The sequence below is a fragment of the Burkholderia gladioli genome, from assembly GCF_000959725.1.
GTDB classification, from domain to species: domain Bacteria; phylum Pseudomonadota; class Gammaproteobacteria; order Burkholderiales; family Burkholderiaceae; genus Burkholderia; species Burkholderia gladioli.
Genome location: NZ_CP009323.1, coordinates 2884660 through 2899140, shown reverse-complemented (window position 1 = coordinate 2899140; position 14481 = coordinate 2884660). Strand labels below are relative to the sequence as shown.

The following is a 14481-nucleotide window of genomic DNA, read 5'->3' as shown; positions in this document are numbered from 1 at the left end:
ATTTCAGCGCTCGGCGGCCGCCACGCGGTAGAGGCGCCAGAAGGTCTGCGCATAGGCTTGCGCGAGCCGCGGCACGTCGTGGAATACATTCAACTCGTGCACGCCGGGGCGCATGTCGGCACGCGGCAGCAGCGCGGCCGCGTCCACGCCGCTGGCCGCCCTGGCCAAACCCGCGCGCCGGGCCGCGACCTCGGTCGCGACGGCATCGTCGACCACCAGGAACGGCGCGCGGATCAGGCCGGCGCGACGCGCGAACACCACCTCGACGCCGGTTTCGGCCAGCAGGGCCGCGCCGCTGTAGCGCAGTGCCGGCGCCGAACGGTCGAGCACCACGCGCACCGCGACCCCGCGCCGGCGCGCATCGCACAGGGCGGCCGCCAGCTTCGGCGACAGCGAGGCGTAACCGGCCACCAGCACGCGCTGCCGCGCGCCGCGCACCAGTTCGGCGGCCAGGTCGGCCGAGACGGCATCATCGGAAAAATAGGCGCTGGCGCTCGCGCCGACGAAGGGCGCGGGCAGCGCGAAAGCGGCGGGCGCGACAAAGGCGGACGCCGCGCTGAAAGCGGCGGCAAGGCGGGCGTGTGGTCTCATCGGGCGCGTATTGTAGTCACGCCGATGCGGCTCGCAAGCGGTTTCTGCGCGGCGTGGCGCGGCGGCGACGAACGCGCGTTCGCCGGGCCGTGCCAGCCGCGTCCGGCGGCGGCTTCGGGTGCCGTGGATCGCCCGGCTTCCGGCCGGTATCGAGACCTTTCCGCTTGCACGGCGACGGCATGCCGCCGCCGCCTTCGCCGCCTCGTTCAAGCTGCCTCGATCATCCGCTTCGGCCGGATCCCTCGCGAAGCCCTCCACTTGCACGGCGACCTTCATGCCACCGCGCCCTTCAACCCGCCTCGATCCTCTCCAGCCAGCCGCGCACGCCGTCCAGCGAGCGGAAATCGGCCAGGCTGCGCGCCGGTATCGACGGATAGGCCGCACCCGCCATCTCGGCCAGCGCGCGGCCCGGCCCGAGTTCGAGGAAGGCGCTCGCGCCGGCCTCGACACAGGCGGCCAGGCAGGCGGCCCACTCGAGCGGCTCGGCGATCTGGCGGGCGAGCTTGTCGAGCCCGGTTTCGGTATCGAGCACGGCGGCGCCGTCGATACCGCTGAACAGGCGCGTGCCGGCCGCGCCGCGCGCGACCGACACGGCGCCGAGCGCATCGCGGAACACCGGCACGGCCGCCGCGAGCCGCGGCGTATGCGAGGCGATCCGCACCGGCACCGGCACCACCCGCGCGGCGCCCTGCGCGCGCGCCGCCTCGGCCAGCGCCGCCAGCGCCTGGCGGCTGCCGGCCAGCACGCAGGCCTCGCCGGGATTGACGATGGCCAGCGCCGCCTCGCGGCCCGCGCACAGCGCCTCGAGGGCGGCACGGCCCAGGCCGCGCACGAACAGCATGCCCTCGTCGCCGGCGCTGGCCGCGTCCATGGCCTCGGCGCGCGCGGCGATCAGGTCGAGCGCCTCGATCGGGCCGATCCGCCCCGCCACATGCCAGGCGGCCAGCTCGCCGACGCTGTAGCCGGCCACGCAGCGCCGCCTCGGCAGCAGCGGCGCGAGCCGCGCGTGGGCCGCCAGCGCCTGCAGCGTGCAGAGCACTTGGGCGGCGCGATTGGCGCGCAGCGCGTCCTCGTCGGCGCGACGCAGCCAGTCGCGCGGATCGGCGCCGAACCAGCGCGAGGCGTGGGCGAACCACGGCTCGACGGTCGCATCCTCGCCGATCCAGTCGAACATGTCGGGGCCTTGCTGGCCTTGCCCGGAACAGAGCAGCGCGATCGTCATGGCGCTTCGAAGCCGTCGACGAACAGGCTCATCGCGAGCAGGTCGGCCGCGCCGCCCGGGCTGAGGCGCCGCGCCACGAAGGCGCGATGCACGGCCTCGGCGCGGGAGAGCCAGTCGCTCGCTGCCACGCCGCCGCGCGCCAGGAATTCGCGCGCGCCGCGCTGCGCGAAGGCCAGCCCCTCGGCGCCACCGCGATGCAGCAGGTTGGTGTCGTCGAGCTCGGCGATCAGCGCGAAGCAGGCCTGCACGCGCGCGGCCGCCTCGTCGCCGGGCCGCAACTCGCGCGCCTCGCGCAGCGCGGGCAGCCCGATCCGGTAGACGCTCGGGAATCCGTCGGCCGCCTCCCGGCGCGCGCCGCCCACGCCGTGACGACGGATCGCGATCTCGCCATGGCTGTCGGATGGACGGGGCCCGAGCAGGATCTCGGCGCCCCATTGCCGCGCCACCCAGTCGCCCAGCGTCGGCCCGGCGGCCGGCCCGGGCGAGCTTGCATGACGCAGGCCCGCGGCCGCGCACAGCAGGCCCAGCCCGAAGATCGCCCCGCGATGCGTGTTCACGCCGCCGGTGGCGGCCAGCATCGCGTGCTCGGCGCGCAGGCCGATGCGGCGCAGCGCGGCCATCTCGCGACGTTCCGCGCCGGCGCGCGCGAGTTCGGCGAGGTACGGGCCGATCGCGGCGGCGCTGCGCGCGAAGGTGCCGGCGTTCATGTCCAGATGGCTGCCATTGTCGACGCGGCTGACCAGCCCCGGCTTCGGCCAGGTGTCCACCTCGAGCCGCAGGCAGCGCTCGGCGAAGGCGCCGATCATCGCCTCGGGCCCCTCGGCCGGCCGATCCGGCTGGCGGGGCGCGGGCAGGCGCAAGCGCGGGCGGCCCATCACGCGGCCCCCGCCAGGAAATCTCGCGGCGCGAGCAGCCGCACGTCGGTCGCGGTCTTCACCATCACCGCGTCCTGCCCCGCCTGCAGTTCGCGCCAGTTCGCGCCGGCACCGTCGACGCGGATCACCTCGCCGTCGATGCGCATCGGCGCATCGGCCTCGCAAGCGGCCACGTCATCCAGCATGGCGGCGAGCATCGCCATGCCATCGCCAGCGGCATCGAAGCCGGGCGGCAGTTCGAACAACAGATCGAGATCGGAATTCGCGGAAAGGTAAGGCAAGCCCGTCAGCCCTTGCCAGGCCAGGCTGCCGAACGCGCGGCAGACGATCCGGTGACGGCGCGTGATCGCGTCCAGCGCATCGAGCGTGGCACGCCAGGCGGGCGGCGCGACTTCGCGCAACGAATCCAGCGCGGGCGGCCGCTCGATCGAGACGATCGCCTCGGCCGCCAGGCTCACGCCGATCCGCCGCTTGCCGAGCGAGGGCGGCAGCGGCAGGCCGAGCGGCACGCCGGGACGGGCCGCGTCGCAGGGCCCCGGGCGCCGCACCATCAACGGCCAGCCGCGCACGACCCAGTCACGCAGCACGGACCGCGCGGCCGCGTCGGCCGCATCGACGATATCGGCCGCATCGACAGCCCCGGCCGCCAGCGCGGGCTCGGCGGCGAGCAGCACCCGCCAGGCCTCGGGCGCGACGCGCACCAGGCCATGACGGACCAGCGCGGCCTCAGCCGGCCGAGCGGGCGAGTGCATGGACACGCTCGGCGATCCGCGCCGCGGCCGGGCGGCCGCCGCGTTCGGCGCCGAGCCGGTCGCGACCATCGGCCCGGTCGGACGGCGCATCGAGCCAGGGCGCCAACTGGGCCCCGAGCGGCTGCGCCGGATCGAGCACGGCGTCGACGGCGCCCGTCTGCGCGAGATTGTCGAGACCGGGCGCGAACACCGCCGTCGATTTCGCCATCTCCTGCAGCACCTCGAGCGGCAGCTTGGTGACGCGCGAGATCGAGGGCAGGTCCATCACCGCCGGCTCGGCGCCGGGCAGCGCGAGCAGCACGCGGGTGGCCAGCGCGGTGGCGATGAAGGCGCCCGCCGCCGTGCCGCCGTACAGCAGGCCGATCGTCGGATGGCCGCGCAGGCTCGCCAGCATCAGGCTCTTGGCCAGGTGCGACAGGCATTCGTTGAGCCCGAGCAGCTCGTCGCGCTTGCTCATGCGCTGGCTGGCGCTGTCGACCAGCACCAGGATCGGCGTGTCGCCGCCGCGCCGCACGATGTCGAGCACGCGCGAGGACAGCCACAGCGCCTCGTCGACGCCCACGAAGGCCCCGCCCGATACGCCGATCACCTCGACCACGCGCCCCGCCAGGCTGGCGCGGCCGGCCAGCAGGCCGTCGTCGCGGATCGCGATCTCGTGTTCGAAGGCGGCCAGGATCTGATCGAGCTTCATCGTGCTTCTCCCTTGACGGCTTGCAGGCGCTCGGCCAGCGCGGCGAAGGATTCGCCCGGCATGGCGGGGATCGCCTCGGCTTCGGCCTCGCTCGCGCCGAGCCGCTGCCAGACCTCGCGCGCGTCGGCGCAGTCGCCGTAGGCGGCAAGGCGCGCCTCGAGCCGCCTCTGCTCGGCGTCGAGCACTTCGAGGTCGAAGGCATGACGGGCCGCGAGCAGGTCGAGCGCGGCCGCGCGGAAGGCCGGCAGCGTGTCCTCGACGAAGCGCTCGGCGCCGCCGATCAGCCGGCGATGCTTGCCGCCCATGGTGCGCCAGACCAGCGCCCGATCCTTCGAATCGAATTCCTCGACGCCGCGATTGGTCTCGATCACCTCGGGGCCGGACACGCTGATGCGTCCCGGCTCGGACACCGCCAGCGCCGAGCAGCAGGCGGCCAGCAGGCCGCCGCCGCCGTAACAGCCGGCGCGCCCGCCGATCAGCCCGATCACCGGCGTGCCGGCCGCGCGCGCATCGACCAGCGCGCGCATGATCTCGGCGATCGCCAGCTCGCCGGCGTTGGCCTCCTGCAGGCGCACGCCGCCGGTATCGAAGGCGATCAGCACCGGCGTGCCCGCCTCGCGCGCGGCGCGCAGCAGCCCGGTCAGCTTGGCGCCATGGATCTCGCCGAAGGCACCGCCCATGAAGCGGCCCTCCTGCGCGGCGACCAGCACCTCGCGCCCCTCCAGTCGCGCGCGGCCGACGATCATGCCGTCGTCGAACTGGCGCGGCAGCTCGAACAGCGGCAGGTGCGGGCTCATCTCGCGCTCGGCGGGGCCGACGAATTCCACGAAGGAGCCGGCATCCACCAGTCCGTCGATGCGCTGCCGCGCCGAGGCCTCGTACCAGCTCGCGCCGGCCGCCACGGGATCGAAACCGTTCATCGCTGGCCTCCCTCGATGGCGCGCACCGCCTGGGCCAGGCGCAGCGCGACCGTGTCGGGCCGCGCGCCGCCGTCGTTGATCGACAGGCGCAGGCCGCCCGGCGAGCGGCGCTCGACGAAGTCGGCGATCACCGCCTGCCAGACCTCGCCGAAGCCGACCGCCGCGGTCTGGATCTCGACCTCGCAGTCGGTGCCGCCGAGCACTCGCTCGACCAGCACCTCCAGATTGCCGGAGGCGACCACGCCGACCAGCGCCGAGGCCGCCTCCCCCGCCGCGCGTTGCCGCGCGGTATGACGATAATTGAGCCGTTCCATTCGATTTCTCCCGCCGGCGCTTCCCCGAAGGCCGGCCGAAACGCGCGGCATGCCGCGCGGCTCGCGGCGGCGGCACCCGAGGGCACCTTCGCCGCGCACTTGACTCACCAGTTCCGAAACCGCGAGGGCGGCGCGTACAGGCCGCCCGACCAGTGCACCAGGTCCTTCACCGAGCGCGCCGCCAGCAGGCGCCGGTCGGCATCGAGCGGATCGATGCCGAGATCCTCGGGGCGCCGGATCACGCCGCGCTCGCGCAGCCGCTCCACCAGCTTGCGATCGCGCCCGCGGCCGATCTCGGTATAACCGGCCACGCCGCGGATCGCGTGCTCGCGCTCGTCCGCGTCGCGGCACAGCAGCAGGTTCGCGATGCCCTCCTCGGTCACCACGTGGGTGACGTCGTCGCCATAGACCATGATCGGCGCGAGATCGAGCTTGAGCCGGTCAGCCAGGCGCAGCGCGTCGAGCTGCTCGACGAACATCGGCGCGTTCTTCTCGCCGAAGGTCTCGCCGATCTGCACCACCAGCTTGCGGCCGCGCCGCAGCGCCGCCGGCGTGGCCGGATCGGCCTGCTCGCCGGCCTTCAGCCAGGGCTCGCTCGGGTGGCGCCGGCCGCGCGCGTCGCTGCCCATGTTGGGCGCGCCGCCGAAGCCGGCGATGCGGCTCTCGGTGACGGTCGAGGAATGGCCGGCCAGGTCGATCTGCAGCGTCGAGCCGATGAACATGTCGCAGGCATAGAGGCCGGCGGTCTGGCAGAACGCGCGGTTCGAGCGCAGCGAGCCGTCGGCGCCGGTGAAGTAGATGTCCGAGCGCGCGCGGATGTAGTCGTCCATGCCGACCTCGGAGCCGAAGCAGTGGATCTGCTCGACCCAGCCCGATTCGATCGCGGGGATCAGCGTGGGATGCGGATTGAGCGCCCAGTGCGTGCAGACCTGCCCCTTCAGGCCCAGGCGCTCGCCGTAGGTGGGCAGCAAGAGCTCGATGGCCGCGGTGTTGAAGCCGATGCCGTGGTTCAGGCGCTTCACGCCATAGGGCTGGTAGATGCCCTTGATGGCCAGCATCGCGGTGAGGATCTGGGTCTCGGTGATCGCGGCCGGGTCGCGCGTGAACAGCGGCTCGACGAAGAAGGGCCGGCCCGCCTCGACCACGAAGTGCACACGGTCGCCGGGGATGTCGACCCGCGGCACGCGATCGACGATGCGGTCGACCTGGGCGATCACGATGCCGTCCTTGAAGGCGGTGGCCTCCACCACGGTGGGCGTGTCCTCGGTGTTCGGGCCGGTGTAGAGATTGCCGTCGGCGTCGGCGCTGACCGCCGCGATCAGCGCGACCTGCGGCGTGAGGTCGATGAAGTAGCGCGCGAACAGCTCGAGATAGGTATGCACCGCGCCCAGCTCGATGCGCCCGCCGAACAGCAGCCTGGCGATGCGCTGCGACTGCGGGCCCGAGTAGGCGTAGTCGAGGCGCCGCGCGATGCCGCGCTCGAACACGTCGAGATGCTCGGGCAGCACGATGCCCGATTGCACCATGTGCAGGTCGTGGATCCTGCCGCTGTCGACTTCCGCGAGCGCGGCGGCCAGCAGGTCGGCCTGCTTCTGGTTGTCCCCTTCCAGGCAGACCCGGTCGCCCGGGCGCAGTACCGCCTCGAGCAGCGCGGTGGCATCCTCGGCCGCCACCCGCTTGCCGCGCGCGAGATGCGCGCCTGCCGCGAGGCGCGCGTCGCGTGCCTGTTGCGCCTGATTCCATGCCGTCATTGCGTCTCTCCTGCGATGCGTATCCGGTCGTGGCGACGATTGTAAGCCGCGCCCCGCGCGCGATTGATGAAGTTGCCGAATGCCACTCAGAGGCCGCGCCGATCGATCTCGCGCCGGGCCCGCCCGTCTTGCCGTAGACTGCTGCCACGGCCCGCTGCGCGCCCCTCGTTCCAGGCCGGCGAGCGCCGCTGCCGGCGCGTGCTCGCCGCGCTCGCGCCGGCAAGCCGTCCTTGCCCTGCCCCACTGGATTCCGCCATGCGTCCCTTACCGCCCGAGCTGCTGCGCAGCTTCGTCGCCGTCGCCCAGACCGGCAGCTTCACCGCCGCCTCGGAGCGCGTCAACCTCTCGCAATCGACCGTCAGCCAGCACATCCGGCGGCTGGAGGAACTGCTCGACCGGCCGCTGTTCGAGCGCGACACGCGCAACGTGCGGCTGTCCGCCAACGGCGAGGCGCTGCACCGCTACGCGAGCCGCATCCTGGAGCTGATGGACGAGGCCGTGATGTCGGTCTGCGGGCCGCCGCTGTCGGGCAAGGTGCGGCTCGGCATGTCGGAGGATTTCGCCTCCACCCACCTGGCCGCGGCGCTGGCGAACTTCATCCAGCGCAATCCCGAGGTCGAGCTGGAGATCGCCACCGGCCTGTCGGGCGACCTGTTCGACGCGCTCGACGAAGGGCGCCACGACCTGGTATTCGCCAAGCGCGTCGCCGGCAGCCGGCGCGGCCGCGTGATCCGCACCGAGCCGCTCTACTGGTGCACCGGCCCCGGCTCGCCGATCACCGGGCGCGAGGCGGTGCTGCCGCTGGCCCTGCATCCCGAGCCCAGCGTGTCGCGCCGGCGCGTGCTGGAGACGCTCGACGCGATCGGCCGGCCCTACCGGATTGCCGTGTCGAGCAGCAGCATCGCGGCGCTGCGCGCGGCCGCGGCGGCCGGGCTGGGCGTGTCGGCCTTCGCCGGCTACGTGATCCCGCAGGGCCTGGCCAAGCTCGACGCCGACCTGCCCGCGCTCGGCGATCTCGAATACGTGATCGACCGGCCGGCTTCCGCCTCGCGCTCGACGCTGGCGCTGGAGGCGACGCTCGCGGCCGCCGCCGCCGAATTCTGAAGCCGGCACGGCGGCGGCCTTCAGCATCGCGCGTCAGGCATTCGTCAGGCCGTCATCGGCGATTCGTTAGCGATGCTTGACAAGCGGCAGCGCCCTGCCCGGGCCGCCGCAAGCCAACTGACAAGCACGTCATCGTCCGGTCACGGTCCGGGCAGCCTCCCGCGGCCAGAATGCGCCGCAACGGCCGTCGCGCACTCCGCGCGCCGGTGCGCACAACGCGCCGCGATGCCGATGAAGGAGCCCCATCATGCGATCCCTGTTCTGCCTGCCGCTGCTGCTGGCCGCCGTCGCGCCCCTGGCGCAGGCCCAGTCGTCCACCGCCGCCACGCCGCCCGAGAAGACCCACGCGCAAGTGGTCGCCGAACTGGTGCAGGCCTACCGCGAGGGCACCATCCCGACCACCGACGGCGACTACCCGCCCAGCGACAGCACCATCGAGCGCAACCGCGCGCGCTTCGAGTCGAAGACGCCGAGCTGGGCCCAGCAGCCGCAGCCGCAAACGCAAGCGCAGCAATAAGCGCGGCATCCGCGCGATCCGGGCGGCCCGCCGCCGCCCGGCCGCGACGATTGGCGAAACCGGCGAAACGCCCTAGGATGGGCGTGTTTCGCGCGCGGCACCGTGCCGTGCGCGCCTAGCCGACCGCCGCCATGTCCCCTTTCGCCACGCCCCGATCGGCAGCCGAGCCCGTCGACCACCTGCCCTACGAGAACACGCCGCGCCCGGTCGCCGCGATGGCCGCGCGTTATCCGAACGGCCTGCATATCGCCACGCACCGGCATCGCCGCGCGCAATTGCTCTACGCCATCGAGGGCGTGATGCAGGTGACCTCCGAAACGGGTGCCTGGGTGGTGCCGCCCACGCGCGGCGTCTGGCTCGAGGCCGGACTCGACCACGCGGTGCAGATGAGCGGCGACGTGCAGATGCGCACCGTGTTCGTCGAGCCCTCGGCGGCGCTGGCGCTGCGCGCGCGCACCGGCGTGGTGGACGTGCCGCCGCTGCTGCGCGAGCTGATCGTGGCGGCGATCGACGTGCCGCTCGATTACGCGCCCGGCTCGCGCGACGAGCACCTGATGCAGTTGCTGCTGGCCGAGCTCAATTCGGTGCCGCAACTGCCGCTGCACCTGCCCTGGCCGCGCGATGCTCGGCTGCGCGCGGTCTGCGACGCGCTGCTGGCCTCGCCGCACGACGATCGCACCATCACCGAATGGGCCCGCCAGTTCGGCATGTCGGAAAAGACGCTCTACCGCGGCTTCAGCCGCGAGACCGGCATGACCTTCGGCCGCTGGCGCCAGCAGGCGCGCCTGCTGCTGGCCTTGAAACGCCTCGCGCACGGCGAGAAGATCCTCGGCGTCGCGCTCGACCACGGCTATCGCAGCCAGAGCGCCTTCACCGCGATATTCAAGCGGCATTTCGGCGTGGCGCCCTCGGCCTTCTACAACTGAGAAGCCGACGCGGCGAGCCGAGCGCTCAGGGCAGGAAGCTGCGGCGCCGCGCCTCGATCAGCTCGACCAGCAGGCGATCGCGCTCGGCGCCGAACTCGGCGATCGAGCGCTCGCCCTGGATCTCGCGCAGTTCCTCGACCAGCTTGCGATCGACCGCCTCGTTGAAGGACGGCGTGCCGAGATCGTCCCACCAGCTCGTGATAGGCCCCGACAGATGGTCGAGGAAATGCGCCATGCCGCCCTCGCCGCCGCCGAGGTGATAGGTCAGCCCCTGCCCCATCAATCCCCAGCGCAAGCCCGGCCCCCACGACACGGCCTTGTCGGCATCGGCCACGCTGACCACGCCCTCGCCCACCAGGTGATAGACCTCGCGGAACAGCGCGGCCGCCAGCCGGTTCGCGACATGGCCGGCCATTTCCTTGTTGAGCACGATGGTGACCTTGCCGAGCGCGTCGTAGAAGCGTTTCGCGCGCGCGAGGGTCTCGGCCGAGGTGGCCTCGCCGCCGACCAGTTCGACCAGCGGGATCAGGTGCGGCGGATTGAAGGGATGCGCGATCAGGCAGCGTTCGGGATGGCGCTCGCAGGCGCTCTGGATCGCCGACATGGTGAGCCCCGACGAGCTGGAGGCGATCAGCGCCTCGGCCGGCAGCCGCGCATCCATGCGGCGATACAGCTCGCGCTTCACGTCGAGCCGTTCCGGGCCGTTCTCCTGCACGAAATCGACGCCGTCGAGCGCGGCCTCGAGATCGGCCTCGAAGCGCAGCCGCGCCGTGCACTCGGCGAGGCGCGTCTCGCCCATGAAGCGCCGCAGCGCGGCGTTCAACTGCGCGGCCGCCTCGGGTGCCGGGTCGCTCACCACCAGTTCGAAACCCTGGTCGAGATAGAAGGCGGTCCAGCTCGCGCCGATCACGCCCGCGCCGATCACGGCAATGCGTTGGATGTCCATGGGATGCGTGTCTCCGATGTAGTTGAGTCGTCCGGGAAGCCCGGCGACGATTGTCGCATCGATCGGCGCTTGCGCGTCGCGAAGCGCAGGCGAGGCACGCCGTTCGCCGCGAATCCCTGCGCGCGCGACCGATAATGAAAAACGCCACGCGGCTTGCGGCCAGCGTGGCGTTCTTCTTATGAAGCCCGACCTCAGTCGGCCAGGCGCGACTCGAACTTCGCCTTGGTCTCGCTGAGCGCCTGCGGCAGGCGCGCCTTCAGCTTGTCGAACAGCTCGTCATGCAGCGCGAGCTCCTCGCGCCAGGCCTCGCGATCCACCGAGGCGACCTGCTCGTACTGCGCCGGCGTGAAGGCCAGGCCCTGCCAGTGCAGGTCGTGATAACGCGGCGTGATGCCCAGCGCATGCTCGACGCCTTCGCCACGCCCGTCGAGGCGATCGAGCATCCACTTCAGCACGCGCATGTTCTCGCCGAAGCCGGGCCAGGCGAAGCGGCCGTCGGCATCCTTGCGGAACCAGTTCACGCAGTAGATCTTCGGCAGGGTCGCGCCCGAGGCCTCGAGCTGCTTGCCGAGCGTGAGCCAGTGCGAGAAGTAGTCGCTCATGTTGTAGCCGCAGAACGGCAGCATCGCGAACGGGTCGCGGCGCACGATGCCCTGCTTGCCGGCTGCCGCGGCGGTGGTTTCCGAACCCATGGTGGCGGCCATGTAGACGCCCTCGGTCCAGTCGCGTGCCTCGGTCACCAGCGGCACCGTGGTCGAGCGGCGCCCGCCGAACACGAAGGCGTCGATCGCCACGCCGGCCGGATTGTCCCAATCGGCGTCGATCGACGGGCATTGCGAGGCCGGCGCCGTGAAGCGCGCGTTCGGATGCGCGGCCTTGCGGCCGGTCTCCTTGCCGATCTCCGGCGTCCAGTCCTGGCCCTGCCAGTCGAGCAGGTGGGCGGGCGGCGTGTCGGTCAGGCCTTCCCACCAGACGTCGCCGTCGTCGGTCAGCGCGACATTGGTGAAGATCACGTTCTCGCGCAGCGTGGCCAGCGCATTGGGATTGGTCTTCTCGCCGGTGCCGGGCGCCACGCCGAAGTAGCCCGCCTCGGGATTGATCGCGTAGAGCCGGCCGTCGGCGCCGGGCTTGAGCCAGGCGATGTCGTCGCCGATGGTGGTGACCTTCCAGCCCTCGAAGCCGGCCGGCGGGATCAGCATCGCGAAGTTAGTCTTGCCGCAGGCCGAGGGGAAGGCCGCCGCGATATGGCGCTTGGTGCCGTCGGGCGCGCTCACGCCGAGGATCAGCATGTGCTCGGCGAGCCAGCCCTCGTCGCGGCCCATGGTCGAGGCGATCCGCAGTGCGAAGCATTTCTTGCCGAGCAGCGCGTTGCCGCCGTAGCCCGAACCGAAGCTCCAGATCTCGCGCGTCTCGGGGAAGTGGACGATGTACTTGGTGTCGTTGCAGGGCCAGCGCACGTCGGCCTCGCCGGCCGCCAGCGGATGCCCGACGCTGTGCACGCAGGGCACGAAATGGCCGTCCTCGCCGAGCACCTCGTACACGTCGCGCCCCATGCGCGTCATGATCCGCATGTTGACCGCCACGTAGGGGCTGTCGGACAGCTCCACGCCGATATGCGCGATCGGCGAGCCGAGCGGGCCCATCGAGAACGGCACCACGTAGAGCGTGCGGCCGCGCATCGCGCCGCGGAACAGCCCGTCGAGCGTGACGCGCATCTCGGCCGGCGCGATCCAGTGATTGGTCGGACCCGCGTCCTCGCGCGCTTCGCTGCAGATGAAGGTGCGATCCTCGACGCGCGCGACGTCGGACGGATCGGACAGCGCGAGGAACGAGTTCGGACGCTTTAGCGGATCGAGCCGGATCATGGTGCCCTGCGCGACCATCTGTTCGCACAGGCGGTCGTATTCCTCCTGCGAGCCGTCGCACCAGACGACGCGTTCGGGTTCGGTCAGCGCGGCGATGCGCGCCACCCAGTCGACGAGGCCGCGGTGCCGAACGTACTCGGGTACGTCGAGCGATACGGAATGCGTAGCCTCGAGCGCATGGCTTCGGGTCATGGAAATCTCCAGGTAGTTGAACAGGAATTCGGTGAGTGGCGCGCGTCCCGGCATGAAGCTTCAGCGTGGACGCGGCGGCGCATGGATGCGGGCGGACGAGGCAGGCTGCGGTTCGCGACGAACCGCAGCCGTTGCGCGAGCGCGCGGCACGGGCGTTGCGGGCGGGTTCCGGCGCAATGCGGCGGCGCGGCGGCGGAGATGGCCGCGGCCGGCACCAGAACCTTCTGGCGTATCGAGAGGCGAATCGATCTTGGTCATCGGCATCGCGAGCTTGCCGATGCCGACCTCCTTATAAGAAAGAAGGCCAGCATACCATCGCGCTCCCGCAGTTTGGGACGGCTGGAGGGCGCGATTCGGGATGATCCCGATAGGGATCGCCCTGAAGCGGGGCGCGACCCCGGCGGTTCTCCCGGCGCCGCCCTCCACGCGGGGCCTTTTCATCGCGGACACGACGGCGCGCGCGAAACATGGCGAGAGGCTCGCGCCCCGGCCATCGATGCGCGTGCAAGCTCGATTGACGATGGCCTCTTGAATTCGTGCACGGCGTTCCTACCTGTGGAGCCATGAGGCGAGCGCGACCCGCGCCGCCGGTTGACAACGCATCGCACGCAGCGTGTTTCAAACAGGGCCGCGCGTGCCGATCCTCGAGAGGACTCGAACCATGACCACTTATCGTTTCGGTGCCGGCCTGTTCGGCGAATTCGACCGGCTGCAGCGGCAGATGTCGGGCCTGCTGGCCGCGCCCTCGTTCGCGGCGGCCGCGCGCAGCGGGCGCTTCGACAGCTTCCCGCCGATCAACATCGGCGCCTCCGACGAGGCGATCGAGATCGTGGTGGCGGCACCGGGCATGCAGGCCGGCGACTTCGACCTCAGCATCGACAAAGGACTCCTGACGATCACGGGCGAGCGCCGCGAGGCACAGGCCGGCCCCGCCGCACCGCAGGCCGAAGGCGAGGCGCCGCGTGCGGCCGCTCGCGTGCTGGCCCGCGAGCGCTTCGGCGGACGCTTCCGTCGCGCCGTCGAACTGCCCTCGAATGCCGATGCCAACGACATCCAGGCGCGCTACGAGGATGGTTGCCTGCGCATCCGTATCGCGAAGCGCGCGGCATCGCAGCCGCGTTCGATCCAAGTCCAGTAAACAGCCTCGAGGAATATCGCCATGAACACCACGTCCGAACTGATCGATCGCCCCGCCGTCGCCGACACTGCCGCGCCGGAATCCACGCAAGCCAGCGAGGCGCCGCGCCGCGGCCCGGCCGTCGCGCCGGCCGTCGACATCGTCGAGGACAGCGAGGGCATCACGCTGTGGGCCGACCTGCCCGGCGTCTCGAAGGCCGGGCTCGACCTGCGCGTGCACGACAACCGCCTGACCATCGACGCCCAGGTGTCGCTGCCGCAGACCGAAGGCCTGCGCGTGCAGCACGCCGAATGGCGCGCGCCGCGCTATCTGCGCAGCTTCGTGGTCAGCCCGCACTTCGATACCGCGCGCATCGAGGCGAACCTGCGCGACGGCCTGCTGACGCTGCGGATCCCGCGCCGCGCCGAAGCGCTGCCGCGCAAGATCGAGGTGGCCACGGGCACGGCCTGAACCTCGTCCGCCATCGGCGCGCCGTCGCCGTCAAGGCGCGGCGCCCGATGCCGGGGCCGCGCCCGCGCCGGGCCGGCCGCTCTCGATCCGCCTCCCGCCCCCCGCCTCCACCCGGCGGGATTTTTTTCATGGCACCCGGCGGCCCCAACTGCAGGCCGACATCAGGGGAAACTATAATAGCGGCCGGTCACGCAACCGGCAGGGGCCTCGCAGCGCGACGGCCGCGC

The 14481-nt window shown here is 72.0% G+C and carries 15 protein-coding genes; 5 read left to right on the top strand and 10 right to left on the bottom strand.

From position 1 onward, the window contains the following. Positions 1-3: 3 nt before the first annotated feature. The 8 genes from BM43_RS29965 to mdcA form a co-directional block, all read right to left on the bottom strand. Positions 4-591, bottom strand: a complete 588-nt coding sequence (locus BM43_RS29965) for a phospholipase D-like domain-containing protein (RefSeq protein WP_036053612.1) — start codon at positions 589-591, stop codon at positions 4-6. Between the two features lie 289 nt (positions 592-880). Continuing rightward, on the bottom strand, positions 881-1813 hold the full coding sequence (gene mdcH, locus BM43_RS29960) for a malonate decarboxylase subunit epsilon (RefSeq protein WP_036052046.1): 933 nt from the start codon (positions 1811-1813) through the stop codon (positions 881-883). Beyond that, on the bottom strand, positions 1810-2691 hold the full coding sequence (mdcB, locus tag BM43_RS29955; RefSeq protein WP_370448973.1) for a triphosphoribosyl-dephospho-CoA synthase MdcB: 882 nt from the start codon (positions 2689-2691) through the stop codon (positions 1810-1812). Before mdcB ends, mdcH begins: the two co-directional genes overlap by 4 nt. Further along, a complete protein-coding gene (gene mdcG / locus BM43_RS29950; RefSeq protein ID WP_036053614.1) occupies positions 2688-3440 on the bottom strand; it encodes a malonate decarboxylase holo-[acyl-carrier-protein] synthase in 753 nt (250 codons plus the stop codon). The genes mdcB and mdcG overlap by 4 nt, the downstream gene beginning before the upstream one ends. Continuing rightward, positions 3415-4131 (bottom strand): biotin-independent malonate decarboxylase subunit gamma, encoded by a 717-nt coding sequence (gene mdcE, locus BM43_RS29945; RefSeq protein WP_036052050.1) that lies wholly within the window; start codon positions 4129-4131, stop codon positions 3415-3417. The genes mdcG and mdcE overlap by 26 nt, the downstream gene beginning before the upstream one ends. Continuing rightward, positions 4128-5051: a biotin-independent malonate decarboxylase subunit beta gene (locus tag BM43_RS29940; protein WP_036052052.1), complete on the bottom strand. Its 924-nt coding sequence runs from the start codon at positions 5049-5051 to the stop codon at positions 4128-4130. The genes mdcE and BM43_RS29940 overlap by 4 nt, the downstream gene beginning before the upstream one ends. Next, the gene (gene mdcC, locus BM43_RS29935; RefSeq protein ID WP_013697340.1) at positions 5048-5365 is read right to left on the bottom strand and encodes a malonate decarboxylase acyl carrier protein; all 318 of its coding nucleotides are present in this window, start codon (positions 5363-5365) and stop codon (positions 5048-5050) included. The genes BM43_RS29940 and mdcC overlap by 4 nt, the downstream gene beginning before the upstream one ends. A 104-nt stretch (positions 5366-5469) precedes the next feature. Continuing rightward, the gene (mdcA, locus tag BM43_RS29930; RefSeq protein ID WP_036034115.1) at positions 5470-7116 is read right to left on the bottom strand and encodes a malonate decarboxylase subunit alpha; all 1647 of its coding nucleotides are present in this window, start codon (positions 7114-7116) and stop codon (positions 5470-5472) included. Positions 7117-7371: 255 nt separating this feature from the next. Between mdcA and BM43_RS29925 the strand changes: the two genes are divergently transcribed. From BM43_RS29925 to BM43_RS29915, 3 genes are all read left to right on the top strand, one after another. Further along, positions 7372-8220 (top strand): LysR family transcriptional regulator, encoded by an 849-nt coding sequence (locus tag BM43_RS29925; RefSeq protein ID WP_013697338.1) that lies wholly within the window; start codon positions 7372-7374, stop codon positions 8218-8220. A 247-nt stretch (positions 8221-8467) separates the two neighbouring features. Then, complete coding sequence (locus tag BM43_RS29920; RefSeq protein WP_025098595.1) at positions 8468-8737, top strand: DUF4148 domain-containing protein; 270 nt, start codon at positions 8468-8470, stop codon at positions 8735-8737. Between the two features lie 131 nt (positions 8738-8868). Further along, positions 8869-9663 carry an AraC family transcriptional regulator gene (locus BM43_RS29915; RefSeq protein ID WP_036052053.1) on the top strand — a complete coding sequence of 265 codons (795 nt, stop codon included), beginning with the start codon at positions 8869-8871 and terminating at the stop codon, positions 9661-9663. Positions 9664-9688: 25 nt separating this feature from the next. Here BM43_RS29915 and BM43_RS29910 read toward each other — a convergent pair whose 3' ends face one another. Both BM43_RS29910 and BM43_RS29905 read right to left on the bottom strand, forming a co-directional pair. Next, complete coding sequence (locus BM43_RS29910; RefSeq protein WP_036052055.1) at positions 9689-10609, bottom strand: 3-hydroxyacyl-CoA dehydrogenase NAD-binding domain-containing protein; 921 nt, start codon at positions 10607-10609, stop codon at positions 9689-9691. Positions 10610-10800: 191 nt separating this feature from the next. After that, positions 10801-12666 carry a phosphoenolpyruvate carboxykinase (GTP) gene (locus BM43_RS29905; RefSeq protein WP_036053616.1) on the bottom strand — a complete coding sequence of 622 codons (1866 nt, stop codon included), beginning with the start codon at positions 12664-12666 and terminating at the stop codon, positions 10801-10803. A gap of 661 nt (positions 12667-13327) precedes the next feature. Between BM43_RS29905 and BM43_RS29900 the strand changes: the two genes are divergently transcribed. Both BM43_RS29900 and BM43_RS29895 read left to right on the top strand, forming a co-directional pair. Further along, the gene (locus tag BM43_RS29900; protein ID WP_025098599.1) at positions 13328-13804 is read left to right on the top strand and encodes an Hsp20/alpha crystallin family protein; all 477 of its coding nucleotides are present in this window, start codon (positions 13328-13330) and stop codon (positions 13802-13804) included. A 21-nt stretch (positions 13805-13825) separates the two neighbouring features. Continuing rightward, positions 13826-14254: an Hsp20/alpha crystallin family protein gene (locus tag BM43_RS29895; RefSeq protein WP_036052057.1), complete on the top strand. Its 429-nt coding sequence runs from the start codon at positions 13826-13828 to the stop codon at positions 14252-14254. The last annotated feature ends 227 nt before the right edge of the window (positions 14255-14481 follow it).

Bases quoted from the DNA above. Each gene is read 5' to 3' on its own strand.
- BM43_RS29965 (WP_036053612.1), bottom strand. From the start codon at position 591: ATGAGACCACACGCCCGCCTTGCCGCCGCTTTCAGCGCGGCGTCCGCC.
- mdcH (WP_036052046.1), bottom strand. From the start codon at position 1,813: ATGACGATCGCGCTGCTCTGTTCCGGGCAAGGCCAGCAAGGCCCCGAC.
- mdcG (WP_036053614.1), bottom strand. From the start codon at position 3,440: ATGCACTCGCCCGCTCGGCCGGCTGAGGCCGCGCTGGTCCGTCATGGC.
- mdcE (WP_036052050.1), bottom strand. From the start codon at position 4,131: ATGAAGCTCGATCAGATCCTGGCCGCCTTCGAACACGAGATCGCGATC.
- BM43_RS29940 (WP_036052052.1), bottom strand. From the start codon at position 5,051: ATGAACGGTTTCGATCCCGTGGCGGCCGGCGCGAGCTGGTACGAGGCC.
- mdcC (WP_013697340.1), bottom strand. From the start codon at position 5,365: ATGGAACGGCTCAATTATCGTCATACCGCGCGGCAACGCGCGGCGGGG.
- mdcA (WP_036034115.1), bottom strand. From the start codon at position 7,116: ATGACGGCATGGAATCAGGCGCAACAGGCACGCGACGCGCGCCTCGCG.
- BM43_RS29925 (WP_013697338.1), top strand. From the start codon at position 7,372: ATGCGTCCCTTACCGCCCGAGCTGCTGCGCAGCTTCGTCGCCGTCGCC.
- BM43_RS29920 (WP_025098595.1), top strand. From the start codon at position 8,468: ATGCGATCCCTGTTCTGCCTGCCGCTGCTGCTGGCCGCCGTCGCGCCC.
- BM43_RS29915 (WP_036052053.1), top strand. From the start codon at position 8,869: ATGTCCCCTTTCGCCACGCCCCGATCGGCAGCCGAGCCCGTCGACCAC.
- BM43_RS29910 (WP_036052055.1), bottom strand. From the start codon at position 10,609: ATGGACATCCAACGCATTGCCGTGATCGGCGCGGGCGTGATCGGCGCG.
- BM43_RS29905 (WP_036053616.1), bottom strand. From the start codon at position 12,666: ATGACCCGAAGCCATGCGCTCGAGGCTACGCATTCCGTATCGCTCGAC.
- BM43_RS29900 (WP_025098599.1), top strand. From the start codon at position 13,328: ATGACCACTTATCGTTTCGGTGCCGGCCTGTTCGGCGAATTCGACCGG.
- BM43_RS29895 (WP_036052057.1), top strand. From the start codon at position 13,826: ATGAACACCACGTCCGAACTGATCGATCGCCCCGCCGTCGCCGACACT.